Genomic DNA, 23,220 nt, shown 5'->3' with positions numbered 1-23,220 from the left:
CGCTGACGCCAGGTATGATTACTTCAGCTGGCTGTCCTTGGAGCCGCGCCGGTTGATGCCGCCGCGGGCCTGCTGGGCGCCGTCGCGCTCCTGCTGGCACTCGATGCACAGCTTGACGCCGGGGATGGCGATGCGGCGTTTCTCCGGAATCGGCTCCTCACATTCGGCGCAATGGGTCAGGCTTTCACCAACGGGGCGTTTCTGCGCCTTCATCCGTGCCAGTTCGTCATTGATCGAGGCTTCGATCTGCTCATTCACCGCGCCGTCTTGCGCCCAGCCGCCTGCCATGACCCTTCCTCCTGTGCCAGAGGCGTAAATTTAGGCGCACTAGGTCTGCCTGACCAGAGGCGGCTGCCGCCAATTTCCGAGTAAATCTATCAACTATTTGATTTCATTGCATTTTCCGTTGACCTCCCTGCCCCTCCCGGCTACACAGAATACAGAAATTGCAAGCAAGCCAGAATCACCAGGCCGCAAGCAGCCAGCGCTCCAGCCACCCGTCAGGGCAGCCAGACAGCAAGCCTCGCCAGCAACCAGCGTGATTTCAGCCAGCCGCGTCTAGACATCTCAGCCAGCAATTCTGCCAGCCCACGCCCATTCAGCCGCGCACCCAGCAGTTCGCCAGGCCCGTGCCAGACAGGTTTCCCCGCCAGCATTTGCCAGCCAGACAGGTCAGCACATATGACCAAATGTTTCGCGCGCGAAACATTACGGCAGAACCACTGCCGTAAAGCCAGCATCATTGTCAGATGACAAAAAAGGCGGTGCACTGCACCGCCTTTCATTCGTTCTATTGCGTTCCGGATCAGGCGCCGTTCAGCATGCCTTTTTCCATCGCCAGGTCGCGCATCTTCTTCTGCAGCTTTTCAAACGCGCGCACTTCAATCTGGCGGATTCGTTCGCGGCTGACATTATACTGCGTGCTCAAGTCCTCCAGCGTGACGGCCTGATCCATCAGCCGGCGCTGGGTCAGGATGTCTTTCTCCCGGTCGTTCAGCACGTCCAGCGCCTCGGCCAGCAACTCGCGGCGGGCTTCCAGCTCATCACGGGCCTCATAATCGCCGGCCTGGTCGGCGTCTTCATCCTCCAGCCAGTCCTGCCACTGCATGGTGCCTTCGCCCTCAGAGCCGACAGTGGCATTCAAGGACGCATCGCCGCCGGACATGCGGCGGTTCATCGAGATAACCTCGTCCTCGGTCACGCCAAGGTCGTGAGCAATCTGCGCGACATTTTCGGGGCGCAGGTCGCCCTCCTCCAGCGCGCCGATGCGGGCCTTTGCCTTGCGCAGGTTGAAAAACAGCTTTTTCTGCGCCGAGGTGGTGCCGAGCTTCACCAGCGACCAGGAGCGCAGGATATATTCCTGGATCGAGGCGCGGATCCACCACATGGCATAGGTTGCCAGGCGGAAACCCTTTTCCGGATCAAAGCGTTTCACCGCCTGCATCAGGCCGACGTTCGCCTCAGAGATCACTTCGGCCTGCGGCAGGCCATAGCCGCGGTAGCCCATGGCGATCTTGGCCGCCAGCCGCAGATGGGACGTGACCATCTTGTGGGCCGAAGCCGCATCCTGTTCCTCAACCCAGCGCTTGGCCAGCATGTATTCCTCTTCCGGCTCCAGCAGTGGAAACTTACGGATTTCCTGGAGATACCGGTTCAGGCCGCCTTCGGGCGTCGGGGCAGGCAGGTTTGCATAATTCGCCATATAAAGTGTCCCTCCCAAAATGTATAAGGACTTAACATTAGCGCATATGTGATAGCGCTAAGCCCTTTTCAAGGACCGCTTAAGGAATTCTTCTATGGTAGCCCGAGTCTTTTCGTCTGTGAATTGCGTCACAGGAGGGAACACGCTTATTTGCTGTCAGTTTACTGGCGCAAGGCGTCCAGCAATGCGGCCATATCCGGGGGCAGCGGCGCCTCGAACCTGAGAGCCTCCCCGCTCACCGGGTGATCAAACCCCAGAACCGCCGCATGCAAAGCCTGGCGCGGGAAGGCCTGCACCGCCGCCTGCCCGGCCTCGCTGAGCGTCTTGGCAGCCAGCTTGCGGCGGCCGCCATAGGTGGGGTCGCCGATCAGCCCGTGGCCGGCATGGGCCATATGCACCCGGATCTGGTGGGTGCGGCCGGTTTCCAGCCAGCATTCGATCAGCGCCAGACTGGGCGGTGTGCCGAAACTTTCGACGATGCGGGCGCGGGTCACCGCGTGGCGGCCGCCCTGAAACAGCACCGCCTGGCGCTGGCGGTCGGTCTTATGGCGGGCCAACTGGGTGGTGAGCTTGAGGATGTTGCCCGGCTCGAAACTGGCGCCCTTCACGCCGCGCAGGCGGGGATCGTTGCCGTCCGGCACGCCATAGCAGACGGCCTGATAGTAGCGCTCCACCGTGTGCTTCTCGAACTGCGCCGCCAGCCCCTGGTGGGCAGCGTCAGATTTGGCCACCACGAGGAGACCCGAGGTTTCCTTGTCGATCCGGTGCACGATGCCGGGGCGTTTGACCCCGCCGACGCCGGAAAGGTTGCCGCCGAAGTGATGCAGCAGTGCGTTAACCAGAGTGCCGGAAGGCGACCCCGGCGCCGGATGCACCACCATGCCCGCGGGCTTGTTGATGACAATCAGATCGTCGTCCTCATGCACGATTTCCAGCGGAATATCCTCTGGGCCGATGTGGCTGTCCTCGGCCTCTTCCACCTTGATAGCAATCTGCGCGCCCTCGGCGATTTTGGCCTTGGGGTCCTGCACGACGGCGCCGTCAACGGTCAGCGCGCCCTCCTCGATCAGCCGGGCCAGGCGGGTTCGCGACAGCGACGCCTCCTCTGGCACATCGCGCGAAACCGCTTTATCAAGCCGCTTAGGCGGGTTTTCCGCGATGACAAACTCAATCCGGCGGCTGCCCATGACTGATCCTTCCGAGACCGAAATCCAAACGGAGCCGCCGCAGATCCGGTTCCTGCGGCGGCTGGTGACCACGCTGACCGTGGTGATGATTGGCGGGCTTGTAGTGATTATCTCGCTGCTTGTCATCCGCCTGCAAGACACTGACGCGCCGCTGCCCGCAGAAATCACCCTGCCCGAGGGCGTGGAGGCCGAAGCGGTGACACTTGGGCGCGACTGGATCGCCGTCGTCAGCCAGGACAACCGTATCCTGATCTTTGACCGCGAGAGCGGCGCGTTGCGTCAGGAAGTTCAGATCACCGACTGAGCCGGGACCGGTCAGGACCTCAGCAGCACCTTGTTGGAACCAATCGCTGCAGCGATCTGGGCGTATTGGGTTTGCCGCTCCTGCGCAGCTTCTGCACTGCGCAAAAGAATGGTGGCAGCCTCATCCAGAATGCGGGTTGCTTCCAGATTCACTGCCGCCTGCGCTGCAGAGTTGACTGGGATCAGCGGACGGCCGGTGCGTTCCGCCGGGTTTGCTGAGCTGGTCACAGATACCCGGCCCCGGGCCGGATCGCTGTTTTGGCGCGCCAGCCGCTTGAGCCGCTGGGAAGTGTCCTTCAGCACTTCGCGCACCTCATCATAATCGGTGCCTTCCGGGATTCCACCGGCGGCGGTTTCCAGCCGTTCCGACAGGCAGTCCACTTGAAGCGCCGAATCACCAGTGGCCCGGCAAAACGCCTTGGCGGCAGCCAATGTGGCCAAAAGCTCCCCCAGAAACGCTGCTGAACCGTACTCGCCCGCAGGAATTACCACTGAATAGGTCACCGGGGCCTGAGCCAGAGCCGGAACGCTCCCCACTGCCAGGCAGGTCATGCCTGCAGTCAAGTTTCTGATGGCTGTCTGAAACATATTGATACCCTCGCTACGGTCTGAAACCGCTCATTCTACGGCGCATCTTGGCAGCATCCTGCCGGAGCAATGCCGCTGCCAGCAGCTATATTGCCCGGAGCCAAGCCGCCGGTTAACTTTTACACATCGTAAAGCATAAGGTTGTTTTTCCATGCGCACCAGTATCTTGCAGGCAGCTTCACTCATCCTTCCGCTTACTCTCGCGGGACAAGCGGCCCTGGCCCAGGCCGACCCCGCACTGGAGGAAGCCAAGCGCCGTTTGGCCTGTGGCGCCGGTGTGCCCGTCTCCGCCAGCTACTTGCCGGACGGTTCGCTTCAAGTGACTTGCCAGGCACCTGGCGCAGAAGCCGTGGCACAGACCAATACCAGCGGCCTGCCGAACACCGGACTGACGGAAGGTACAGCAGCCGCAGCCATCGGCGGCGTCCTGTTCATTGCGCTGATTGCCGATGGCGATGACGGCACGGCCACTACCACGACCACCTCGACCGGAAGCAACTAAGCCCTCCTGCCGGTTGAGCAAAGAATCGGCACTTCCGCTCTGATAACTGCCGGGACCAGATGGGGCCGCCGCATCTCTGTGCGGCGGCCCTCTTCTTGTATGCATACCTCCAGACCGGAGCAGGCATCCTGCCGAGAAAACAACACCCGACGCGATCAGACAGCGCCGCTCACCGACAGCAGCAAGCGGTGTCTGGCGAACTGGAACAGTATTCTTTTTTGGGGAGATGGTACCGCCTCCCCGGCTTGAACGGGGGACCTCTGGATCCACAATCCAGCGCTCTAACCAACTGAGCTAAGGCGGCACTGAGGGGCCGTTTATAGCACGCTCCAGAGGCGTGCAAGAGGTTTTTCGCCTTTCTGTTTCAGAAATCCGCTGTACCAGATTGCACATTCTCCAGTTCCCGGGCGGCACAGGCGAGACCGCGGAAAGTTGTCCACAACCGCTTGCATTCAAACCTAATTTTCCGCCCGCCCCTGCTCAGGCCACTGCGTCCTGAAACGACAGGCTCCAGGTTTGTTCAACCAGATCCTGACCGTAATTGCGCACTGCGCGGCTGTCCTGCAACTGCCAGCCGAAGGCTTGGTACAGAGCACAGGCCGTGCGGTGGCTTTCGTGCGTTTTCAGCATCATGCCGCGGTAGCCCGCACCCCGGGCAAACTCCATGCAGTCGCGCAGGAGCCGCTTGCCCAGCCCCTTGCCGCGCGCCTTGGGCGTCAGGAGGAACAGCCGCAGCTGCGCGGTATCTTCGGTCTTTTTCATGCAGAACACCGTGCCCAGCCGTTCCTTGCCGCTGACCGCCATCCAGCCGCGTTCGCAAACCGGGTCATGACTTGCGCAGAAGCTGTGCACGATATCCGCGACCTGCGTTCCGAAACTGCCGTCGAAACCGGCCTCTTGGGCATAGATATCCTGGTGGCGGGCCACCAGCCATTGCATGTCAGTAGGGGCGAATCGGCGCAGCGTTACATCCATCATGCTGACAGTGTAGCGCAAACCCGGCTTGTGTTTCAGCCTGTACCCGGCTAGCACCAGCATTCAAGCAGCTGGCCGCCAGTGGAGTGCAAAATGGGCATCAATACCGAACGCGACGTGGAAGCAAACATGCAGATCGGGCCGACCGACCAGGGCATGGTGCGGATCTTCATCGAGGCGGGCGGCGTCGAGATCCCGATGGACTTTGACCCGGAAGAAGCCGAAGAGATTGCCGACGAGCTTCGCGCTGCGGCGCAGGCGGCCCGCACAGTCAAATAAGGCAAGCTTTCGGAAAATCCGACGCTGTTTTCACGCGAATTTTCTGAACTGCAATTTTAGCTATTATATCTATCTAAAGCCCCAAGGCTCACCCTTGTGCTCAGCCAGTTATCGGAGTGAGTACAATGGTGAACCTGACGAGCAGCGCAGCAACCCCCTTCTTCTATTCGGCGCAGCTGACCGCCGTGACCAGCGGCGCGAGCGCCTCTCTGGGCGGGATAAACCCTGCCCTCGGCGTGAGCGCCGATGAATTGCAGCAGGAGGCCAACGGGCTGTTCGGCAGCCAGGGCCGCCGCGGACCGGAAGGACTGCCGCCGGCGGCGCACGGCTGGGAGAAACCGCAGGTGCAAACCGCAGTTGTGAAACTGGGCGGTGCACCGGCAAGCCCTGCCCCTGTTCCACCCCCTGCGCCCGCTCCTGAAGCCGCAGCGCAGCCTGGCGCCATAGCGGCACCCGCTGCACCGGAGGCGACCGTCGCGCTGCAGCCCGCTCCCGTGCCCGAAGTGGAGGTCCTGCCGCCTCAGGAGGTGACTCAGGCCAGCGTGGCCAGCCCGGAAGCCAGCTATTATGAGAAGCGCATTGTTGAAATGGCCAAGGCGCTGCATGCACTGGCCTCTCAGCCCTGGCCGGAAAATTCTGTCGCACTGATCCTGCTGACTGGATTGCCCGAAGAACAGGTTGAAGCCCCGGTGCAGCCAGCAGCAGAGCAGCCGCAATCCCCGCCGCAGGACATTCCCGCCACCGTGGCGGGTACGGCGGCAACCGCAGGCGATGACAGCGTAGAACTGCGCGCCGATGTCATCCGGCAGGTTGCCACCGGCGACGGGGCTGATGCCGTGGCGCTGGAAGGGCGCATTGTGCAGGGCATTCACACAGACCGCGCGTCCGCCCAGCCTTTTGAAGGCCGCGGCTTTGGTTATGGGCGCAGGTTCGGACGCATGCAGGGCAACGCCTTCGGGCACCAGAACGCCCCGGGCCGTGGCCGCTGGCAGGCGCAGTTTGCCAATGCGGATTCGGTCTCGATCCGTGCACGCCACGCCCGCAACATCAGCACTGGCGGCGGCGATGACGCAATCGCCATTCAGGCGGGCACACTTCGCGGGGTCCGAGCGGGAGATGGCAATGACAGCATTGCGGTGGCGGCTACACTTGTGTCGCGCATCCGCGGCGGTGCGGGCAACGACATGATTTCAGTCGCGGCGCAACGCGCCCTGCGTGATTGGCAAGAGGGGCCGGCACCAGCGTTCAATCCCGGCGCGCCGGCGGCAGAGAAGATGCGCCAGGCGCTCAGCAACTATGCGCAGGTCAGCGGCGGCAGCGGCGATGACCAGATCACTCTGCAGGTGGGCGAGACCCTGGCCGCGCGCGGCGGCAGCGGCGACGACCGTTTCACCCTGCAGGGCGGCACCGTGGCACTGCAGTACAGCCATGGCGACGGCCACGACACTGTCGAGCTGACAAAGGGCGCAAATGCTGTCGTGCAGCTGCGTGAGATGGGGGCCTCCGCCTATAGCGCCAGCCGCGACGGCGACACACTGACACTGAGTTTTGATACCGGCGGCAGCATTACCTTCACCAATGTCGCTCAAGGCGGAGCGATTGGTGTCGCCACTGACCCGAACGCCCCCATAGCGCTGCTGCACCAGCCCGCCGCGCTGAACGCAACGGCCTGAACCGGAAGGCCCGCCTGCAGCGCGCCGCAGGTGCGTTGCCTGGCCCAAGGCAGCCAAGAGGCGCAGGCGCAGCCGGCGCATCTGCGGACGCGGGAGCGCCAGCGGCTTACCAGTCCGGCTGCTCCTCTGCTGCGCCGCCTATCAGCAGCCCATCCCTGCCCGGACGCGGATCGCGCAGGATCTGCAGGCGGCGGGCGGCGTCCATGGCGAACTTCTGAACCAGTTTCTTGCGCCGGGCCGGCGCCAGCTTATCCTCCGGCGCCATGCGGATGATTTCTGCGTCGTAGGGATCGGCAATGATCAGCCCGGTGCCGTCGGGCAGCAGCTCTGTTGGGAAATCCATGTCCACCGCCCAAAAGTAGCGGTCGCACCATTCCAAATACCCCTCCCACTTGCTGTCGGACTGGAAATCGGCGCGGCTGGACTTGCATTCGATCACCCAAAGCTCGCCCTTGGGGCCAAGCGCCATCACATCAACTCGCAACCCGCGGGCCGGCACGAATTCCTCCAGCGGCGCATAGCCAAGCGACCGCAGATAGCGCGACACGCCGCGGGCGAGTTTCTGTCCTGGTTGCAGATCTTCCATCATGCGGGCAAATGTGAACAATTGGGGAACAAAATGCAATGCCGCGCTTTTGCCGCGAAACGCTGCCGGATGCGGCCTGCCCCCTTGTATCGGCGCCTCTGGCAGCTTACTTACGGGCTTGGCGGGTTCTGCCCTTCTCGTGACAGGCAGCATTCCGGTGGCCTTAAGCAATTCCGAGGGAGCTGGCTCTGTCCGGATCCTGGTCCGTTTACCTGGCGCCCACCTGTATATACAGGTCCTCGGGAATCAAAGCCGCACGGTTGACTGGTGGTCCCGCCGCTTTTCCCCTCAGCACAAACAAAAACCGCGCCTTCCAGGTGGAAAGCGCGGCGGAATGTGTGCTTGAGAGCGGTTCAGCGGCGGCGCAGTTGGCGCTGCTGGCGGGAGGTTTCCTCTGCCGGGACGCGCACTGGCTGGAAATCATGCGCCACCGGGGTGCCACCGCGGGGGCCATCGTTTTTCTCTGCCATGGCCATCACTGCCCAAGCGAACTGAACGCCTGCAAACACGATGCCGTTCATGAACCACAGCAGGAACACCGCCAGCAGCCCGACGTCAGAGGCGGAGACCAGCGCCCAGAGGTTCATCACGTTGAACCACAGGAGCATTGCCACAAAAGCCGCAGCGATCCCAAAGCCTATCACCACGTTGCGGATATACATTTTCACCAGTTCAGGCATCTCAAGTCCCCCAGATAAGCAAGAGGAGGTTATCAGCCTTTGCGGCGGCGTCCAGCGCTTGTTTGCCGCATCAGCACAAAATTGAAGAGCAGGCGAAACTTTGCCTTTTCACGCCTATCTGCGTGGCGATCCGGCTTGCGGCAAACACACCATAGGTTGTAAGCCGAAGGGAAGCCATTTCCTAATTTCATGATTTGAACCAGTTCAGGAAATTCAAAATGACAGAATTTTCCACCGCCTTAGCCAAAGGCAAAAACGCAGGCACGCCTTCCGTTCGTGGAAAACCTCAGGTTCACAACATCCAGTATCTTCGCGCAATCGCGGCAATGGGCGTAGTTGTTTTCCACGCAGGCTCTGTCCTGAGGGCTGGGAACATCAGCTTTGAGCCTCTGGCGTTCGGGGCAAGCGGCGTAGACCTGTTCTTTATTATTTCCGGTTTCGTCATGGTCTACACGACCCATGACCAAATGACCGCCCGAGAGTTTGCCGCCAAAAGAATGATCCGCGTCGTTCCGGTATATTACCTGATTACCCTCTTGGTCTTCGCGATTTCCATCGCAGCGCCATCACTGCTGCAGGCAACCACTTCGGATCCGGTGCAACTGATCAAATCGCTTTTGTTCATACCGTTTGAGAAGTCCAACGGGCTGGTTCAGCCGATTGTCTTTGTCGGCTGGACCTTAAACTATGAAATGGCTTTTTACGCATTGTTTGCAGCCAGCCTGCTGCTGCCTGCGCACCGGACCGCCTTTGTTCTGGCCGTTCTTGCGGCCGCGGTCTGCTTGCATCCGTTTGCCAATGGAACGCTGGCCGCGTTTTATACCTCGCCGATCCTTCTGGAGTTTGCCGCCGGTATGATCCTTGCCCTGATATGGCGAGGCCGCCGCAACCGCCGGACCGGCGTCTTGTTAGTGTGCGCTGGCATCGGAGCCGTCATTCTGCTGGCTCAAATCCCGGGATTGCACCGCAGCCTGCTCTACGGCCTGCCCTATTTGGCCCTTACGGCTGGCGTGCTCCTGCTTGAAGGCAGCATCAGGCACAACAGGATCCTGGCTCTCCTGGGCGACGCGTCATATTCCATCTACCTGACGCATTTCTTCGTGACCCAACTCTTCGCCAAGATCATCAAAGGCCTTGACGCAGGCACGGGCTTGGCCCTGATTGCCTTTGCAGCCTCAATCATTGCCGCAGCAGCCGCAGGTGTCCTGTTTCACAAGATTGTGGAAGCACCGGTGACCCGCAGCCTGAGCGGCACACGGAGCAAAAAGGACAAGGCCCGCCGGTCCGCGGCGGTCTGAAGGAAATCAGAAGGCTTCCGGCCGGGCCTCGCGCGCCATGTGGTCGAGCACGGCGTTGACAAACTTCGCCTCCTTGCCTTCGGGGAAGAAGGCGCGGGCGATATCGACAAACTCGTTGATCACCACCTTGGGCGGGGTGTCGGACTGGGTCAGCTCCGCACCGGCGGCGCGGAACAGCGCCCGCAGCGTCGGATCGATGCGGGCGATCGGCCATTTCGCCACCAGCGCCCGGTCGGTCATCTGGTCGATCTTCGCCTGATGGTTTACCGCCTCGCGCACCAGATTACGGAACACCTTAGTGTCGCCTTCCGCCATCTCGTCGCCCTCATAGACAGCGCCGAAACGGTGGTCCTCAAACTCGACGATCACCTTGTCGAAGGTGAGGCCGCTGTGTTCCATCTGGAACAGCGCCTGCACGGCGTATAGCCGCGCTGCCGATCTCATCTGATTCTTGCCGTTGCCCTTGGGGCGGCTGTCCTGGGTGCTCATGCGCTGGTGGATCCGTTGTCTGTACCGGCAACCTGGTAGGCCCCTGCGGGCGCCTTGAAGCCGATGCCTTTGGTCTGGGCGCCCCACTTACGCGTGAGTGCGATCAGATGCAAGGCCGCAGCAGCCGCGCCGCCGCCTTTGTTCTGATCGGCAGTATCGGCGCGCACTTCTGCCTGCTTGCGGTTTTCCACGGTCAGAATGCCATTCCCGATGCAAAGGCCCTGCAGCCCCATCAGTTGGATCGCGCGGGAGCTGTCATTGCAGACGGTCTCATAGTGGGTGGTCTCGCCGCGGATCACGCAGCCCAGCGCCACGTAGCCGTCGAAGTTGGACGTGCGGTCGGCAATCGCAATGGCGGTCGGCACTTCCAGCGCACCGGGCACTTCAACGATTTCAAACGTGCCGCCTGCGGCTTCGATCTCCGCCGCGGCGCCCGCAACCAGGTTGTCGGCGATATCCTTGTAATAGGGTGCGACAACGATCAGCAGTTTCACCGGCTTGTCGAATTCCGCGCGCGGCAGGGTGTAGTGGGTTTCATGTCCAGCCATTTCAAGCGTCCTTCAGAATGGGGCGGCTGCCGGTGATGGACAGCCCATAGGCGTCCAGCCCGACATATTTGGTCGAGGGCGAGTCGGTCAGCAGGACCAGTTCGTGCAGGCCCAGGCTCGACAGGATTTGGGCACCGATACCGGTCTGCTTGATGGTTACCGTGCGCGGTCCTTCGTCCTCATTAGCATAAAGCGCATTGCGCGGCTGGCGGAACAGGGTCACGACACCGCGGCCCTCCTCGGCAATGATCTCCATCGCGCGGGGCAGCTGGCGGGCGGACTTGGGGCCGAGGCCCAGAATGTCGGTCGCCTCATGCAGCGCGTGGGTGCGCACCAGCACTGGTTCCGGCGTGGTAATGTCGCCCTTGATCATCACCACATGCTCGATGCCGTGGGTCTGGTCAGTAAACAGCCGCATTTCCCACTCGCCGCCGATTTCGGAGTTGACGGTTTCGCGCGAGGTTTCCACCACCAGGTTGTCGTTGCGGGCGCGGTAGGTGATCAAGTCGGAGATGGTGCCGATCTTCAACCCGTGCTTCTGCGCATATTCCACCAGGTCAGGCAGACGCGCCATGGTGCCGTCTTCCTTCATGATCTCGCAGATCACGGAGGACGGGTAGTGGCCCGCCAGACGGGCGACATCGCAGCCGGCCTCGGTGTGGCCCGCACGGACCAGCACCCCGCCCCGGCGCGCGCGCAACGGGAACACATGGCCGGGGGTCGCAATGTCGGCGGCGGTCTTCTCAGGATCAATGGCAGTGGCCACGGTCAGCGCCCGGTCAGCAGCAGAAATGCCGGTAGACACACCTTCGCGCGCTTCGATCGAGACGGTGAAGGCGGTCTCGTGACGCGAGGAGTTGTGCAGCGCCATCATCGGCAGGCCCAGTTCCTCGATCCGCTCGGCTGGCATGGTCAGGCAGATCAGTCCGCGGCCGTGGGTCGCCATGAAGTTGATCGCAGCGGCATCAGCGTGCTGCGCGGGGATCACCAGGTCGCCTTCATTTTCCCGGTCCTCGTGGTCGACAAGGATGAACATGCGGCCCTGGCGGGCCTCTTCGATGATCTCTTCAATCGGGCTGATGGCATCGCGCAATTGCGACTCAACCGGCCCCGGTGTTTCAAAGCTCATATGGCAGCCTTTCAATGCGCATGGGCAGCACGCCTGGCACTGCGGGTTCTTTCCCAGCCAGATAGCCCAGGCCGGCGGCAAATGCCAGTCCTGCAAACGGCAACCGGACGTCCGGACGCGTCCTGTGCATGGATGCACAGGTTGCTGAGGGGCGCTGCCCCTCGGCCTCCGGCCTCATCCCGGAGTATTTTAGGAAAGATGAAGGGGCGGGCTCGTTCAGCCTGCCTCGTGGAGCCGGGCGACGTAGCGGGCCAGGGTGTCGATTTCCAGGTTGATGCGGTCGCCCAGCTTCACGTCACCCCAGGTGGTGACTTCCTTGGTGTGCGGAATGAAATTGATGCCGAAATCGCAGCCATCCACATCATTCACCGTCAACGAGGTGCCGTTCAGCGCGACGGAGCCCTTGGGCGCGATAAAGCGGGCCAGAGCCTGCGGCGCGCGCAGGGTGACGCGGGTGCTGTCGCCCTCGTCTTTCATCTCCACCACTTCGGCGACACCATCCACATGGCCAGAGACAATGTGGCCGCCAAGCTCATCGCCGACTTTCAGGGCGCGCTCCAGGTTCACACGCTTGCCGACGGTCCAGCTGTCCAGGTTGGTCTTGGACACGGTCTCTGCCGAGATCTGCACGTCGTACCAATCGTCGCCCAGCGCAATCACGGTGAGGCAAACGCCATCAGAGGCAATCGAGGCGCCGAGGTCGATAGTGGCAGTGTCATAGGCGGTGCGGATGCGGGCGCGCAAGTCGCCCTGCTGTTCCAGTTCGGCAATGGTGCCCACATCGGTGATGATGCCAGTAAACATGGGTGCGCTCCCCGCAGGTCATATGTCATTCCTGCCGCAGAGGTAGCCAAGCGGCGCAGCCTTCACAAGCCCCGGCTTGTGTTTGCGGTGCGCACAGCCATAGTTTCGCCCCAGTCAAATGTTAATCAAATCCTGAAAATGCTCCTGTAAAACCTTTCTCGTGATGCCAAACGCCCCTGTGAAACACCGCAGCTTCCTTTTCCTGCAAGGCCCGCATGGCCCATTCTTTGCGGCGCTTGGCCGGATGCTGCGCACCGCTGAGTGCGAGGTTGCGCGGGTTGGGTTCAATGCAGGCGACCAGGCATTCTGGCGTGGCAGGGACAGTTATATTCCCTTTACCGGACGCCCTCAGGAGTGGCCCGGATTTCTGACCGGCCTGCTGGACAGCCGCAGTGTCACGGACATCGTCCTGTACGGGGACACCCGCCCCATTCATGCGGCCGCAGTTGAGGCCGCACGGCAACGCGGGATCACAGTGCATGTGTTCGAGGAAGGTTACTTGCGGCCCTATTGGGTCACCTATGAGCGCGGTGGCGCCAATGGGCATTCGCGGCTGATGAACATGACAGTGCCCGGGATGCAGGAAGCGCTGGCACTGTCAGACATGGAGGCACCGCTGCCCCCTGCACACTGGGGCGACATGCGCCAGCATGTGTTTTATGGCGCGCTTTACCACTGGTTCGTGATGTTCCGGAACCGCAAGTACCGCAACTTCCGCCCGCACCGGGCGCTGCCGGTGACCAAGGAATTTCAGCTGTACCTCAAGCGGTTGCTGCTGATGCCCGTGCAGGCCCTGGAACGGCGGCTGGCGGAGCAGCGCATCCGCAATGGCGGCTTTCCCTATCACCTTGCGCTGTTGCAGCTGGAGCATGACAGCTCCTTCCAGAAACATTCGCCGTTCAACAGCATGCGCGATTTCCTGGATGAAGTGATCCGCGGATTTGCCGAAGGGGCGCCGCGCCACCATCACCTGGTGATCAAGGCGCATCCGCTGGAGGACGGACGGGCACAGGTGCGCCGCACGCTGCGCCGCCTGGCGCGGGAGCAGGGCATCTCGGGCCGGGTGCACTATGTCCGTGGCGGCAAGCTGGCGCAGCTGTTGAACGAGGCCCGCACTGCAGTGACTGTCAACTCCACCGCGGGGCAGCAGGTGCTGTGGCGCGGCATACCTTTGCGGGTCTTCGGGCGCGCGGTCTACGGCAAACCGGAGTTCGTATCGGAACAGCCGCTGGCCCAGTTCTTTGCCGCCCCCTGCCGCCCCGACAGCCGCGCCTACAAGGATTACCGCCGGTTCCTCCTGGAAACCTCGCAGGTGCCGGGAGGCTATTACTCCCGTGAAGGCCGGCGTCAGCTGCTGCGCCAGGTTGCAGACATGATGCTTGCAGATGAAGATCCTTATGACGCGTTGCGCCTGGGGACAGCGGCACCGCGGCAACAGTTGCGCCTGGTGACCTGACCCGGCTTTTCCCAAAGACTGGATTTTTTGCTGCCAGCCGGTTAGGTTGCCGGTAAAACTTGAGGCAAACAATAACAGGTCGAGGAGACCGAGCAGTGAAATCCGTTCCCCTTCGCTGGGCGCGCCCCGTGGCAATGCTGGCAGCATTGACCCTTGCTGCGTCCTGCGGGCTGCCGAAAGTCGGCCCCAACAAGCGCCAGATATTTGCCGGCTCGGTGCAGCGCGAAGGCGATGCTTTCATCGTATCGGTCAATGACCGCGTCGCACGGGCAACCGCCGTGGTCCCCGCTCTGGGCTTTTCTTCCGGGTTCACCTCCGCAGGCAAGCTGACCTCTGACACGATCCGTCCCGGCGACGTGCTGGGGCTGACTGTCTGGGAAAACGTCGATGACGGGCTGCTGGCGGCCGAGGCCACCAACGCCACCGTGCTGGAAGAGGTGCAGGTCGACAGCGCCGGCTTTATCTTTGTGCCCTATGCCGGCCGCCTGCGCGCGTCTGGCAACACTCCGGACCAGCTGCGTGAAACCATCACCAAAAAGCTGGAAGACCAGACACCTGACCCGCAGGTGCAGGTGCGCCGCCTTGCAGGCGACGGTGCCACTGTCAGCCTGACAGGCGCCGTTGGCGGCCAGGGTGTTTACCCGATCGAACGCCCAACCCGGACCCTGTCAGCGATGCTGGCACAGGCCGGCGGCGTTACGATCCAGCCGGAAATTGCCCAAGTTACCGTGATCCGCGGTCAGGAAAAGGGAAAGATCTGGTTCCAGGACCTCTTTGACCATCCGGAGCTGGACGTAGCCCTGCGCGGTGGCGACCGCATTCTGGTGGAAGAAGACACCCGCTCTTTCACCGCGCTGGGTGCAACCTCCGCCCAGGCGCGTGTGCCATTTGAAAGCCAGGACCTGTCGGCGCTGGAAGCGATTGCCCAGGTCGGCGGCCTGATCTCTACTGCTGCAGACCCGACCGGCGTCTTTGTGCTGCGCAACGAACCCGCCGAGATCGCCAACCAGGTGCTGGGCCGGGACGATCTGATCGGCGCACAGCGGATGGTCTATGTGCTGAATCTGACCCAGCCGAACGGGCTGTTCATGGCACGTGACTTTGTGATCCGCGACGACGACACCCTGTATGTTACCGAAGCACCATACGCCCAGTGGACCAAAACCATCTCGCTGCTGCTGGCGCCGGTGGGCTCACTGGCCAGCACCTCTTCCGCGGTTAGCGGCTAAGGCCTGATGCATCTGACTGCAGGCCGCCAGGAAGCCGGGAGCAGCGCGTCCCGGCTTTTTGTTTACAACAGCGGATTTCTGACCCAGCGGCGGGTGCGGCGGATTCTGGAACTGTCCGGATACTCCATCCGGCTGGGCCTGCCGCAGCCGGAAGACCTGGTGGGTATCTGGGGCGCCTCCCCCACCGCGCACCGGGGGCTGGCAGTGGCCGCGAAACGCGGCTGCGGGATGCTGCGGGTAGAGGATGCCTTCCTGCGCTCGCTTCACCCCGGCCGCGCCGGTGAGCCGCCTGCGGGCCTGATGCTGGACCGCTCCGGCGTGCATTTCGATGCGGCGGAACCGTCGGATCTGGAACAGCTGCTTGCAGCCCACCCTCTGGATGACGCGCATCTGATGCAACGGGCGCGCGACGCCATTGCCCGCCTCAAGTCAGCGCATCTCAGTAAGTACAACGCGTTTGATCCCAGCGCATCAGTGCCCGAGCCTGGCTATGTGCTGGTTGCTGATCAAGCGCGTGACGATGCCTCCGTTACAGCCTCACGAGCGGACCGGGCGCGGTTTCTGGAAATGCTGGCGTTTGCACAGGAAGAGCACCCTGGCGCGCGGGTTCTGATCAAGACCCATCCCGAGACGCTGCGCGGATACCGGGCGGGATACTACGACGCGGATGATGCGAATGGGCGTGTGCAACTGTTTACAGGCAGTGTCTCCCCGTGGGCGCTGCTGGACGGGGCCATCGGGGTTTACACGGTCTCATCGCAACTGGGTTTCGAGGCAATCCTGGCGGGTCACAAACCACGGGTGTTCGGTCAGCCGTTTTATGCGGGCTGGGGCTTGAGCATCGACGACAACGCTCCGCCCCGGCGCCGGCGGCAGCTGACCCGCGCGCAGCTGTTCGCCGCCGCGATGATCCTTTACCCCAAATGGCACGACCCGTTCCGGGATGAGCTGTGCGAATTGGAAACGGTTCTGGACAATCAGGAAGCCAAAGCGCGGGCCTGGCGGCAGGACCATCAGGGTTGGGCCGCCTCCGGCATGAGGCTGTGGAAGCGCAAACCGCTGCAGAAATTCTTTGGTGCCGAAAAGCGGGTGCTGTTTACGGAAGATCCTGCTGAGGTACAGGCCAGCGGCCGCAAGCAAATGGTCTGGGCTGGCAAAGCCCAAGAGGTCAATGCAGGCGCAGTGCGGGTGGAGGACGGTTTTCTGCGCTCCCGAGGACTGGGGGCGGAGCTGGTGCCCCCTCTGTCGCTGGTAACTGACCGGCAAGGGATCTACTACGACCCGCGCCAGCCATCGGATCTGGATGCTCTGATTGCCCGCCGTGTGGAGATGACCCAGGCCGAGGAGCGGCGGGCAGAGCGCCTTGTGCAGTCCCTGATCAGGGACGGTGTTTCAAAGTACAACCTAGGCGGCGGTACCCCTGCCCTGCCCGAAGGCCGCCGCATATTGGTTCCGGGCCAGGTTGAGGACGACGCCTCGATCCTATGCGGCGCTGGTGAGGTGCGGACAAACCTTGACCTGCTGCGCTCTGTGCGGACGGCCAATCCAGAAGCCGTTATCATCTACAAGCCGCATCCGGATGTGGAGGCAGGCCTGCGCAAGGGCCAGGTCGCGGCAGAAGAGCTGGCCGATGTTGTCGCCAGCCAGGCCGATCCGATGGCGCTGCTCAGCAACGTGCAGGAAGTCTGGACGATAACCTCTCTTCTGGGGTTCGAGGCACTGCTGCGCGGGGTTAAGGTTACCACGCTTGGCACCCCTTTCTATGCCGGCTGGGGGCTGACAACCGACCTGGCGCCGGCACCGTCCTGGCGGCAGGCGCAGGTGCCGCTGATGGGGCTCGCCCACGCAGCGCTGATCGACTATCCGCGCTACTTCGACCCGGTGACCGGCCAGCCCTGCCCGGCCGAAGTTGCCGTGATGCGCCTGCGCGAGGGACACTTGCCGCATCCGGGCCTCAGCAACCGGCTGCTGTCCAAGCTGCAGGGGCTGTTTGCCACATACGCCCATCTGTGGCGCTAAATCGCGCCCGGCTGACACCAGAAGTTCTGCGCTCAGCGCAGCGCGCGGGTCCAACGGTGCAAAATATCCTTGCCAACAGGGCGCGCCTCGACCAGCTCGAACCGCGGTGCTTCCTCCAGCCTGCCGATCCCCAGCGCACCAATAGAAGGCAGCCCCTCGGCACCAATCCCCAGACCGGCGGTAAAGCCGATCAGCTCATCCACCAGATCAAATGCCAGCAGTGAAGCCGCCAACGCACTGCCGCCCTCACAGAACACGCGAGTGAGACCGGCATTACCAAGCTGCTGCAGAATATCTGCCGCATCCAGTTGCACGCCATGCGAAGCGCAAGGGATCAGTCTGGCCCCCAGCCCCTCCCAGGCGCGGATGCGTTCCTGATCAGCTCCATGGCCGTGGCACAGCCAGACCGGCACGTCCTTGGCGGTGCGGGCCAGCTGGCCCATCAGCGGCAGGTCCAGGTGGCGCGAGATCACTACCCGAACAGGTTGATGCTCCACACCCAGATCGCGCACTGTCAGCGAAGGGTCATCCGCGCGCGCGGTGCCGCCGCCCACCATCACCGCATCGTGGCGGGCGCGCATCGCGTGCACCGCCCGGCGTGCGTCCGGCCCGGTGATCCATTTGCTCTGGCCCGACCCGGTGGCAATGCGGCCGTCAAAACTGCTGGCCAGTTTCAGCGTCACCAGCGGGCGGCCCTGCTCGGTCCTCAGGAAAAACCCTGCGTGATCCCGTGCTGCCTGGGCACCCCAGACGCCGGTGTCCACTCTGATGCCTGCATCCCGCAGCATCCGGAACCCCTGACCGGAGACCCGCGGATCACTGTCCCCGATCGCGGCAACAACCCGCGCAACCCCTGCGTCAATCAGTGCCTGAGCACAGGGCGGCGTTTCCCCCTGATGGGCACAAGGCTCCAGCGTCACATAGGCAGTGGCACCGCGTGCCGCTTCTCCGGCCTGCGCCAGCGCCTCGGTTTCCGCATGCGGACGACCGCCCGGTTTGGTCCAGCCGCGGCCAACCACCCGGCTGCCCTGCACAATGACGCAGCCTACGGCCGGGTTCGGCCAGCAATTTCCCTGCCCGCGCCGCCCCAGAGACAGCGCCAGCGCCATGTAACGGTGATCTGTGTCCATTATTCTTCCGGCGCCACCGGCGGGCGCAGTTCGTGGACAAAGTCCTCGAAATCATCTGCAGCCTGGAAGTTTTTGTAAACACTGGCAAAGCGCACATAGGCCACAGTGTCGATCCGGGCCAGCGCCTCCATCACGATCTCGCCGATCTTCTTGGAGGGAATATCGGTCTCACCCATGCTCTCCAGCCGCCGCACGATGCCGGAAATCATCTGGTCGATCCGTTCCGGCTCAATCGGGCGCTTCTGCATCGAGATGCGGATCGAGCGCTCCAGCTTATCGCGGTCGAAATCCTCGCGCTTGCCGTTGGTCTTGATCACCACCAGATCACGCAGCTGCACCCGTTCATACGTTGTGAAACGGCCGCCGCAGGCCGGGCAGAACCGGCGCCGCCTGATCGAAACATGATCCTCGGCGGGGCGTGAATCCTTGACCTGAGTGTCGATATTTCCGCAAAATGGGCAGCGCATCCGCCTGCTCCCTCAATCCTGTCAGCCTGTTTATTGTGCCCGGGCCTGCCCGGTTATCCACAACTATAGGCGACCCTCCAGAATTTGGGTAGGGGGCATTTAACGCCGCTAGATAAAGAGGTTCAGCTTAGGTGCGCTGCCACCTTCCGCTGGTGCGGCGCGTCGCGGTGTTCGAACAGGTAGATGCCCTGCCAGGTGCCCAACACAGGTGCACCGCTGCGCACCGGGACCGACAAGCTGACGGGCATCATTGCTGCCTTGATATGCGCAGGCATATCATCAGGCCCCTCATATGTGTGGCGCAGATAGGTCATTGACGGATCCGATGAAGGCGGCACCAGGCGGGCAAAGAACGCGTGCAAATCCCCCTGCACCTCCGGGTCGGCATTTTCCTGTATCAGCAGGGAGCAGGAGGTATGGCGGACAAACAGGGTCAGCAGCCCGTCCCGAACGCCGCTGGCGGCCACCCAGGCCTGCACGTCGCGGGTAAACTCATAGAGACCCTGCCCGCGCGTCGGAATTGAGAAGTCATGCTGCATAGGGCCTTTCTGGCGCAAGCACCGCGTTCAGGCAACCAGAAGCCGCGGCTGGGCAGCTACGGCAGCCAACGGTCACGTCCGGGCAACCGGTCGTAGCAGTAGTTCTGCGCCGAGGTCACCCGCAGGCTGTCCCCTGCTTCACGGATATTCAGCGACAGGCTGCCGGAGCGGTCAGGAACTCCCGGCGGCAGGCCAAAGGCAAATTGCACCGCCTTGCGGCCGGGGCGGTTCACAGACGGACCCTCGCCGCGCCAGACATAGATCCGCTGATTCACAGGCGCCCGCAGCTGACGGATGGCATAGTCCGCGATGCTGCACCAGTAATCCTGCGCGCCGGACCGGCTTCGGGCCACCACTTCCCAGACGCCTTCCGATACCGGCAGCACTTCATTCCTGTTGATCGCGCGCCAAGCGGAAGCGGGCACCGGAACGGACAGAACCACAGCCAGCATCCCTGACAGCCAAACTCTCTTGCTGGTCATCTCTCAACCTCCTTCTCCGCAATTCCGGGAAGTCCGCGGGCCTGAATACACTCACGGCCACCCGAGTGGCACAAAGCAATAATCCAAAGCTCTTTGAACACTCATTGTATCACCAGCTTGCAGGCTGTTAACAGACCCGTATCCGCCGGGCGGTGGCGTTTGGGCTAAATTGGCATCCAGCGTGAACTGCACCGCGGAACGGCGACCCGTGGTTTCGCTTGGCCCCAGCCCGCGCGTGATATGCAGCTTTGCACTCCAAGGCGCCCCGATGACGCGATGGGCATAGTCAGCAGCCCCGCACCAGAACAGGTGGCCATTACCGGTTCTGAGGACGGCTTCGAAGATGCCGTCAGACATTGAATTAACGCGAACATTGTGGCCGCTGGCATTGGCAAGCGAGATTCCGGGCAGTGCCATTGTCAGGATTGAGGCGGCGACAGCGGCGGCGGCAATGGGTTTCATGGCAGTTCCCTTTCTTTCAGCGGGCCGCAAGATGCTGCGTCCCGCTATAAGGGTAGAAAGAACTGGAACACATGCCATTCAAACTGCCGTGCAATTCGGCACCCACCCGCGCCTTTCCACAGAAGCGGCACAGTACGGGTGCTGCGCACGTGGCAAAAACCAAGACAGCATAGCGACTTAAGTGTTACCTGCGGCACATCCTTCAGTCAGCTGCTGCGGAGGCGCCTGCGCGGTGCAGGAAGGCATCATTTCCTTGTGAAGTTGCCAGAGAGTTTACAAGGCCGTGGATGAATGTGAGCACATCCCGGTTCCGCACCGGCTATTAAAGCGCCGGAGCCTGCACACAGTAACCATAGCCCTGCTGCACTGACAGGCTTTCGCCCGGACGGAATCCCAGAGACAGCCAGCCGGTTTTGGGCGGCACACCAGCCTGTTCCGGATACAGAGTGAACTGCACAGAGGACCGGCGGCCCGTGGTGACGCTGACGTCCCGTCCGCGCACGACATAGAACCGGTCCGTCCAATTCGCTCCCAGAACCCGGCGGGCATACTGCGCGGCGGCACACCAATAATCCCAGGTGCCGCCTGAGCGCCCGGGAACCACCTCATAAACGAGGTCATTCACAGGCAGAACCCGCACGCCGCGATTGGCAAGGAACGAATCTGCAGCTGCGGGAACAGCCGTGGAACAGGCCAGCACGGCGGCGGTTATGAGGTTTTTCATCCGGAGATATCCCTTTGCTCGCCTCAACATAGGGACCCGCCGCAGCGCCTCCAAGGGGAGACTGCAGCCTTGGCCGCAACCTCTCGCAGATGTGTGTGCGAAGGGGTCAGGCCCGGACAGGGAAGGGAATGATCTCTGCACTCTCTTCCTGATGGCCCAGCACTTCCTCCAGTATGGCCAGTACTGCAGCATCAGGAGCGGCCCCGGTGTCGGGATGGAACTGCGCGCGGGCCTGGCGGCGCAACATGTCCTTGGTGCGGCCGCTGCTCATTTGCTTCAGCGCGTCGCCCTGCCCGGCCATTGCCTCAACCATGAACTGGTTGGCGCGCACCAGATCATTCAGCGACTGGAGCTTGCCTTGCAGCGCTTCCAGCGCCCCGTTCAGATCAGAATGTGCAGACATCATCTTCCCCCCCGGAAATCAAATGCGGATGCTGCAAGTTTACGGCCTGCACCGCGCCCGGGCAACGGCAGGGTTAGCAAATGGTTAACGTCTGAGGTTCAATTCCGGCAGGGCTATGTGGCCGGTGTAGCGCACCAGAAGACCGATCCGCGGCAGGCTGGCGGAGATGTCGAAGCCAAGATGCCCCTGCGATGTTTCGAATTCCATTGCAGCGCTTTCCGGGCAAAGCGCACGCGGCAAAGGCAGCCCGAACAAGCGGGCTTGCTCAACTGAGACCATCATAGCGCCCTGCTGCACGCGGACTGAAAGTTCCAGCTCAACCACCCCGAACCGCTCAACCACCCTGCCCCGGCGCGGGTCGAACCGCAGATGGGACCGGGTCTGATGCCTGCCGAACACCCGCCGCCAGATATGGCCCTTGCCCTGCTGCGCAACATCCAGCCGGAACCGGGATTGCGGCATTGGCGGCGGGAAACCAGCCAGCCGGGCCAGCAGCCGCGCCCAGCGATTGCCGCCTTCAACTCTGACCACACCAAAACTGCGCGCCGGCGGTTCGGTGTGAAACCGCATCAAAACCGGCGGCACATGCAGCTTATGTGCAGCGATGATTTCCCCGAAGGCGTCCCTCACCCGGCGTAGCCCCCACTGGCAAAGCGGGCGCGGACTTCGGGACCGGGTATCATGCAAACGTCGTGCCGGCCAAACAGACGGTACCGGTTGCGGGCAACGCTGAAATACAGCGCGTCCTTCAGGCGCCATGGCAGAAACCGGCACACCGACAAGACCCGCCAGGGCCACGGCAGCGCCCGCATCGCCGCGGCAAAGGCATCAAGGCGCTGATAGGGGCGGCCGTTAACGATCACCAGATTGGTCTCGAAGTCATCCGCAGGCAGACCCAGTTCGCGGTACAGCCGCTGCCCCAGCGGCGACTGCGCAGTGGCAAAGGAGAACCGCCCGGCCCGGTCATGGCGCAGCATGAAGCGGAAGAAGCCGGAACACAGCACGCATTCGCCGTCGAAGACGATGAGGTCGGCCCCAGCCGCCACCCTGGCCATCTACTGCCAGCTCCGGGTTTCAAGTGAATAGACTTGGCCCGCTGCTTCTTTCGCCTCAAACAAAGGCAGGGAATAGCCGGCACCTATAACACTGCCGATATCGCATTGCATATGAGCCACTACTTGGCCGTCCTTAGCGGTAATGACACCTCCGCTCAGCGGAACCCTGGCTCCAGGGTCCTTAACAAGCGTGTAGTGGACTGTGTAAGAAAATCCTTCGGTTTCAAAGGCAAAAGCCTCCCAGATAGAGTTCCCGATTCCCGGCCATGGAGTCATATCCACATCCCGCACATGCCGGGCCAAGGACAGCTCGGGCCTCTTTCCGGCGTCACCAAACGCGAAGGTTGCATAATTGCCCAGCAGGCAGGTTTCCAAGTAATTTGCACCGCCTGTCAATGTGCAGGATACCAGAGTGGTCGCCCCATCAGGGCACGCCTGAAGGGCGTTGGCTGCAAGCAGAAAACATCCAGTCAAATACGCGCGCATGGAATCACCAAACAGAAAAGGGCGC

At 62.4% G+C, this 23,220-nt stretch carries 29 protein-coding genes and 1 tRNA gene; 8 read left to right on the top strand and 22 right to left on the bottom strand.

The features are described 5' to 3' along the window. Window positions 1-18: 18 nt before the first annotated feature. The 3 genes from RA25_RS14525 to RA25_RS14515 form a co-directional block, all read right to left on the bottom strand. Entirely contained in the window at window positions 19-288 is a 270-nt protein-coding gene (locus tag RA25_RS14525; protein WP_019294707.1) for a DksA/TraR family C4-type zinc finger protein, read from the bottom strand. A 517-nt stretch (window positions 289-805) separates the two neighbouring features. Further along, complete coding sequence (rpoH, locus tag RA25_RS14520) at window positions 806-1,702, bottom strand: RNA polymerase sigma factor RpoH (RefSeq protein ID WP_019294708.1); 897 nt, start codon at window positions 1,700-1,702, stop codon at window positions 806-808. A 161-nt stretch (window positions 1,703-1,863) separates the two neighbouring features. Beyond that, entirely contained in the window at window positions 1,864-2,889 is a 1,026-nt protein-coding gene (locus RA25_RS14515; protein ID WP_039173424.1) for an RluA family pseudouridine synthase, read from the bottom strand. Between RA25_RS14515 and RA25_RS14510 the strand changes: the two genes are divergently transcribed. Then, the gene (locus RA25_RS14510; RefSeq protein ID WP_019294710.1) at window positions 2,888-3,193 is read left to right on the top strand and encodes a DUF6476 family protein; all 306 of its coding nucleotides are present in this window, start codon (window positions 2,888-2,890) and stop codon (window positions 3,191-3,193) included. The genes RA25_RS14515 and RA25_RS14510 overlap by 2 nt on opposite strands. Window positions 3,194-3,204: 11 nt before the next feature. Here RA25_RS14510 and RA25_RS14505 read toward each other — a convergent pair whose 3' ends face one another. Then, a complete protein-coding gene (locus tag RA25_RS14505; RefSeq protein ID WP_039173420.1) occupies window positions 3,205-3,780 on the bottom strand; it encodes a hypothetical protein in 576 nt (191 codons plus the stop codon). 151 nt (window positions 3,781-3,931) lie between these two features. Between RA25_RS14505 and RA25_RS14500 the strand changes: the two genes are divergently transcribed. Next, on the top strand, window positions 3,932-4,282 hold the full coding sequence (locus tag RA25_RS14500) for a hypothetical protein (protein ID WP_019294712.1): 351 nt from the start codon (window positions 3,932-3,934) through the stop codon (window positions 4,280-4,282). A gap of 227 nt (window positions 4,283-4,509) precedes the next feature. Here the strand turns inward: RA25_RS14500 and RA25_RS14495 are convergent. Continuing rightward, window positions 4,510-4,586, bottom strand: a tRNA-His gene (locus tag RA25_RS14495). Window positions 4,587-4,762: 176 nt separating this feature from the next. After that, window positions 4,763-5,260, bottom strand: coding sequence for a GNAT family N-acetyltransferase (locus RA25_RS14490; RefSeq protein WP_039150078.1), 498 nt, complete (start codon window positions 5,258-5,260; stop codon window positions 4,763-4,765). Window positions 5,261-5,350: 90 nt separating this feature from the next. Between RA25_RS14490 and RA25_RS14485 the strand changes: the two genes are divergently transcribed. Both RA25_RS14485 and RA25_RS14480 read left to right on the top strand, forming a co-directional pair. Then, the gene (locus RA25_RS14485; RefSeq protein ID WP_019294714.1) at window positions 5,351-5,536 is read left to right on the top strand and encodes a DUF6324 family protein; all 186 of its coding nucleotides are present in this window, start codon (window positions 5,351-5,353) and stop codon (window positions 5,534-5,536) included. A gap of 125 nt (window positions 5,537-5,661) precedes the next feature. After that, on the top strand, window positions 5,662-7,209 hold the full coding sequence (locus RA25_RS14480) for a hypothetical protein (protein WP_039173417.1): 1,548 nt from the start codon (window positions 5,662-5,664) through the stop codon (window positions 7,207-7,209). 106 nt (window positions 7,210-7,315) lie between these two features. On the opposite strand, the gene RA25_RS14475 is transcribed toward RA25_RS14480, so the two are convergent. Both RA25_RS14475 and RA25_RS14470 read right to left on the bottom strand, forming a co-directional pair. Beyond that, on the bottom strand, window positions 7,316-7,798 hold the full coding sequence (locus RA25_RS14475) for an MmcB family DNA repair protein (RefSeq protein WP_039173458.1): 483 nt from the start codon (window positions 7,796-7,798) through the stop codon (window positions 7,316-7,318). A gap of 350 nt (window positions 7,799-8,148) precedes the next feature. Beyond that, window positions 8,149-8,475 (bottom strand): hypothetical protein, encoded by a 327-nt coding sequence (locus tag RA25_RS14470; protein WP_019294717.1) that lies wholly within the window; start codon window positions 8,473-8,475, stop codon window positions 8,149-8,151. 218 nt (window positions 8,476-8,693) lie between these two features. Between RA25_RS14470 and RA25_RS14465 the strand changes: the two genes are divergently transcribed. Then, the gene (locus RA25_RS14465) at window positions 8,694-9,773 is read left to right on the top strand and encodes an acyltransferase family protein (protein WP_152612210.1); all 1,080 of its coding nucleotides are present in this window, start codon (window positions 8,694-8,696) and stop codon (window positions 9,771-9,773) included. A gap of 6 nt (window positions 9,774-9,779) precedes the next feature. On the opposite strand, the gene nusB is transcribed toward RA25_RS14465, so the two are convergent. From nusB to RA25_RS14445, 4 genes are all read right to left on the bottom strand, one after another. Then, on the bottom strand, window positions 9,780-10,262 hold the full coding sequence (gene nusB / locus RA25_RS14460) for a transcription antitermination factor NusB (protein ID WP_039173412.1): 483 nt from the start codon (window positions 10,260-10,262) through the stop codon (window positions 9,780-9,782). Beyond that, on the bottom strand, window positions 10,259-10,810 hold the full coding sequence (locus RA25_RS14455; protein WP_019294720.1) for a 6,7-dimethyl-8-ribityllumazine synthase: 552 nt from the start codon (window positions 10,808-10,810) through the stop codon (window positions 10,259-10,261). The genes nusB and RA25_RS14455 overlap by 4 nt, the downstream gene beginning before the upstream one ends. A 1-nt stretch (window position 10,811) precedes the next feature. Then, complete coding sequence (ribB, locus tag RA25_RS14450; RefSeq protein ID WP_039173409.1) at window positions 10,812-11,939, bottom strand: 3,4-dihydroxy-2-butanone-4-phosphate synthase; 1,128 nt, start codon at window positions 11,937-11,939, stop codon at window positions 10,812-10,814. A 216-nt stretch (window positions 11,940-12,155) separates the two neighbouring features. Further along, window positions 12,156-12,743, bottom strand: coding sequence for a riboflavin synthase (locus tag RA25_RS14445; RefSeq protein ID WP_019294723.1), 588 nt, complete (start codon window positions 12,741-12,743; stop codon window positions 12,156-12,158). 163 nt (window positions 12,744-12,906) lie between these two features. Between RA25_RS14445 and RA25_RS14440 the strand changes: the two genes are divergently transcribed. The 3 genes from RA25_RS14440 (at window position 12,907) to RA25_RS14430 (ending at window position 17,447) form a co-directional block, all read left to right on the top strand. Then, the gene (locus RA25_RS14440; protein WP_039173406.1) at window positions 12,907-14,199 is read left to right on the top strand and encodes a capsule biosynthesis protein; all 1,293 of its coding nucleotides are present in this window, start codon (window positions 12,907-12,909) and stop codon (window positions 14,197-14,199) included. 95 nt (window positions 14,200-14,294) lie between these two features. Next, a complete protein-coding gene (locus RA25_RS14435) occupies window positions 14,295-15,428 on the top strand; it encodes a polysaccharide biosynthesis/export family protein (protein ID WP_019294725.1) in 1,134 nt (377 codons plus the stop codon). Between the two features lie 6 nt (window positions 15,429-15,434). Next, window positions 15,435-17,447, top strand: coding sequence for a capsular polysaccharide biosynthesis protein (locus tag RA25_RS14430; protein ID WP_039173403.1), 2,013 nt, complete (start codon window positions 15,435-15,437; stop codon window positions 17,445-17,447). A 32-nt stretch (window positions 17,448-17,479) separates the two neighbouring features. On the opposite strand, the gene ribD is transcribed toward RA25_RS14430, so the two are convergent. The 10 genes from ribD to RA25_RS14385 form a co-directional block, all read right to left on the bottom strand. Further along, window positions 17,480-18,577 carry a bifunctional diaminohydroxyphosphoribosylaminopyrimidine deaminase/5-amino-6-(5-phosphoribosylamino)uracil reductase RibD gene (ribD, locus tag RA25_RS14425; RefSeq protein ID WP_082023077.1) on the bottom strand — a complete coding sequence of 366 codons (1,098 nt, stop codon included), beginning with the start codon at window positions 18,575-18,577 and terminating at the stop codon, window positions 17,480-17,482. Further along, on the bottom strand, window positions 18,577-19,044 hold the full coding sequence (nrdR, locus tag RA25_RS14420; RefSeq protein ID WP_019294728.1) for a transcriptional regulator NrdR: 468 nt from the start codon (window positions 19,042-19,044) through the stop codon (window positions 18,577-18,579). Before nrdR ends, ribD begins: the two co-directional genes overlap by 1 nt. A gap of 122 nt (window positions 19,045-19,166) precedes the next feature. Next, the gene (locus RA25_RS14415) at window positions 19,167-19,583 is read right to left on the bottom strand and encodes a secondary thiamine-phosphate synthase enzyme YjbQ (RefSeq protein WP_039173400.1); all 417 of its coding nucleotides are present in this window, start codon (window positions 19,581-19,583) and stop codon (window positions 19,167-19,169) included. Window positions 19,584-19,639: 56 nt separating this feature from the next. After that, complete coding sequence (locus RA25_RS14410) at window positions 19,640-20,065, bottom strand: hypothetical protein (RefSeq protein ID WP_039173398.1); 426 nt, start codon at window positions 20,063-20,065, stop codon at window positions 19,640-19,642. Window positions 20,066-20,116: 51 nt separating this feature from the next. Next, on the bottom strand, window positions 20,117-20,527 hold the full coding sequence (locus RA25_RS22755) for a hypothetical protein (RefSeq protein WP_152612209.1): 411 nt from the start codon (window positions 20,525-20,527) through the stop codon (window positions 20,117-20,119). Window positions 20,528-20,849: 322 nt separating this feature from the next. Continuing rightward, on the bottom strand, window positions 20,850-21,251 hold the full coding sequence (locus RA25_RS14405) for a hypothetical protein (protein ID WP_039149938.1): 402 nt from the start codon (window positions 21,249-21,251) through the stop codon (window positions 20,850-20,852). A 106-nt stretch (window positions 21,252-21,357) separates the two neighbouring features. Next, window positions 21,358-21,654 (bottom strand): hypothetical protein, encoded by a 297-nt coding sequence (locus RA25_RS14400; RefSeq protein ID WP_019294732.1) that lies wholly within the window; start codon window positions 21,652-21,654, stop codon window positions 21,358-21,360. An 84-nt stretch (window positions 21,655-21,738) separates the two neighbouring features. Further along, window positions 21,739-22,224, bottom strand: coding sequence for a DUF4166 domain-containing protein (locus RA25_RS14395; protein ID WP_241477420.1), 486 nt, complete (start codon window positions 22,222-22,224; stop codon window positions 21,739-21,741). Between the two features lie 56 nt (window positions 22,225-22,280). After that, window positions 22,281-22,709 (bottom strand): thiol-disulfide oxidoreductase DCC family protein, encoded by a 429-nt coding sequence (locus RA25_RS14390; protein WP_039149943.1) that lies wholly within the window; start codon window positions 22,707-22,709, stop codon window positions 22,281-22,283. Beyond that, window positions 22,710-23,195 carry a hypothetical protein gene (locus tag RA25_RS14385; RefSeq protein ID WP_039149945.1) on the bottom strand — a complete coding sequence of 162 codons (486 nt, stop codon included), beginning with the start codon at window positions 23,193-23,195 and terminating at the stop codon, window positions 22,710-22,712. Between the last annotated feature and the right edge of the window lie 25 nt (window positions 23,196-23,220).

It is taken from the genome of Leisingera sp. ANG-S5, from assembly GCF_000813925.1.
Lineage (GTDB): Bacteria > Pseudomonadota > Alphaproteobacteria > Rhodobacterales > Rhodobacteraceae > Leisingera.
The sequence above is the reverse complement of the archived record's forward strand: the minus strand, read 5'-3'. Positions and strand labels throughout refer to the sequence as shown.

Coding starts and splice junctions, on each gene's coding strand:
- RA25_RS14525 (WP_019294707.1), bottom strand. CDS start 288: ATGGCAGGCGGCTGGGCGCAAGACGGCGCGGTGAATGAGCAGATCGAA.
- rpoH (WP_019294708.1), bottom strand. CDS start 1,702: ATGGCGAATTATGCAAACCTGCCTGCCCCGACGCCCGAAGGCGGCCTG.
- RA25_RS14510 (WP_019294710.1), top strand. CDS start 2,888: ATGACTGATCCTTCCGAGACCGAAATCCAAACGGAGCCGCCGCAGATC.
- RA25_RS14515 (WP_039173424.1), bottom strand. CDS start 2,889: ATGGGCAGCCGCCGGATTGAGTTTGTCATCGCGGAAAACCCGCCTAAG.
- RA25_RS14505 (WP_039173420.1), bottom strand. CDS start 3,780: ATGTTTCAGACAGCCATCAGAAACTTGACTGCAGGCATGACCTGCCTG.
- RA25_RS14500 (WP_019294712.1), top strand. CDS start 3,932: ATGCGCACCAGTATCTTGCAGGCAGCTTCACTCATCCTTCCGCTTACT.
- RA25_RS14490 (WP_039150078.1), bottom strand. CDS start 5,260: ATGATGGATGTAACGCTGCGCCGATTCGCCCCTACTGACATGCAATGG.
- RA25_RS14485 (WP_019294714.1), top strand. CDS start 5,351: ATGGGCATCAATACCGAACGCGACGTGGAAGCAAACATGCAGATCGGG.
- RA25_RS14480 (WP_039173417.1), top strand. CDS start 5,662: ATGGTGAACCTGACGAGCAGCGCAGCAACCCCCTTCTTCTATTCGGCG.
- RA25_RS14475 (WP_039173458.1), bottom strand. CDS start 7,798: ATGATGGAAGATCTGCAACCAGGACAGAAACTCGCCCGCGGCGTGTCG.
- RA25_RS14470 (WP_019294717.1), bottom strand. CDS start 8,475: ATGCCTGAACTGGTGAAAATGTATATCCGCAACGTGGTGATAGGCTTT.
- RA25_RS14465 (WP_152612210.1), top strand. CDS start 8,694: ATGACAGAATTTTCCACCGCCTTAGCCAAAGGCAAAAACGCAGGCACG.
- nusB (WP_039173412.1), bottom strand. CDS start 10,262: ATGAGCACCCAGGACAGCCGCCCCAAGGGCAACGGCAAGAATCAGATG.
- RA25_RS14455 (WP_019294720.1), bottom strand. CDS start 10,810: ATGGCTGGACATGAAACCCACTACACCCTGCCGCGCGCGGAATTCGAC.
- ribB (WP_039173409.1), bottom strand. CDS start 11,939: ATGAGCTTTGAAACACCGGGGCCGGTTGAGTCGCAATTGCGCGATGCC.
- RA25_RS14445 (WP_019294723.1), bottom strand. CDS start 12,743: ATGTTTACTGGCATCATCACCGATGTGGGCACCATTGCCGAACTGGAA.
- RA25_RS14440 (WP_039173406.1), top strand. CDS start 12,907: ATGCCAAACGCCCCTGTGAAACACCGCAGCTTCCTTTTCCTGCAAGGC.
- RA25_RS14430 (WP_039173403.1), top strand. CDS start 15,435: ATGCATCTGACTGCAGGCCGCCAGGAAGCCGGGAGCAGCGCGTCCCGG.
- ribD (WP_082023077.1), bottom strand. CDS start 18,577: ATGGACACAGATCACCGTTACATGGCGCTGGCGCTGTCTCTGGGGCGG.
- nrdR (WP_019294728.1), bottom strand. CDS start 19,044: ATGCGCTGCCCATTTTGCGGAAATATCGACACTCAGGTCAAGGATTCA.
- RA25_RS14415 (WP_039173400.1), bottom strand. CDS start 19,583: ATGCAGCATGACTTCTCAATTCCGACGCGCGGGCAGGGTCTCTATGAG.
- RA25_RS14410 (WP_039173398.1), bottom strand. CDS start 20,065: ATGACCAGCAAGAGAGTTTGGCTGTCAGGGATGCTGGCTGTGGTTCTG.
- RA25_RS22755 (WP_152612209.1), bottom strand. CDS start 20,527: ATGAAACCCATTGCCGCCGCCGCTGTCGCCGCCTCAATCCTGACAATG.
- RA25_RS14405 (WP_039149938.1), bottom strand. CDS start 21,251: ATGAAAAACCTCATAACCGCCGCCGTGCTGGCCTGTTCCACGGCTGTT.
- RA25_RS14400 (WP_019294732.1), bottom strand. CDS start 21,654: ATGTCTGCACATTCTGATCTGAACGGGGCGCTGGAAGCGCTGCAAGGC.
- RA25_RS14395 (WP_241477420.1), bottom strand. CDS start 22,224: ATGCGGTTTCACACCGAACCGCCGGCGCGCAGTTTTGGTGTGGTCAGA.
- RA25_RS14390 (WP_039149943.1), bottom strand. CDS start 22,709: ATGGCCAGGGTGGCGGCTGGGGCCGACCTCATCGTCTTCGACGGCGAA.
- RA25_RS14385 (WP_039149945.1), bottom strand. CDS start 23,195: ATGCGCGCGTATTTGACTGGATGTTTTCTGCTTGCAGCCAACGCCCTT.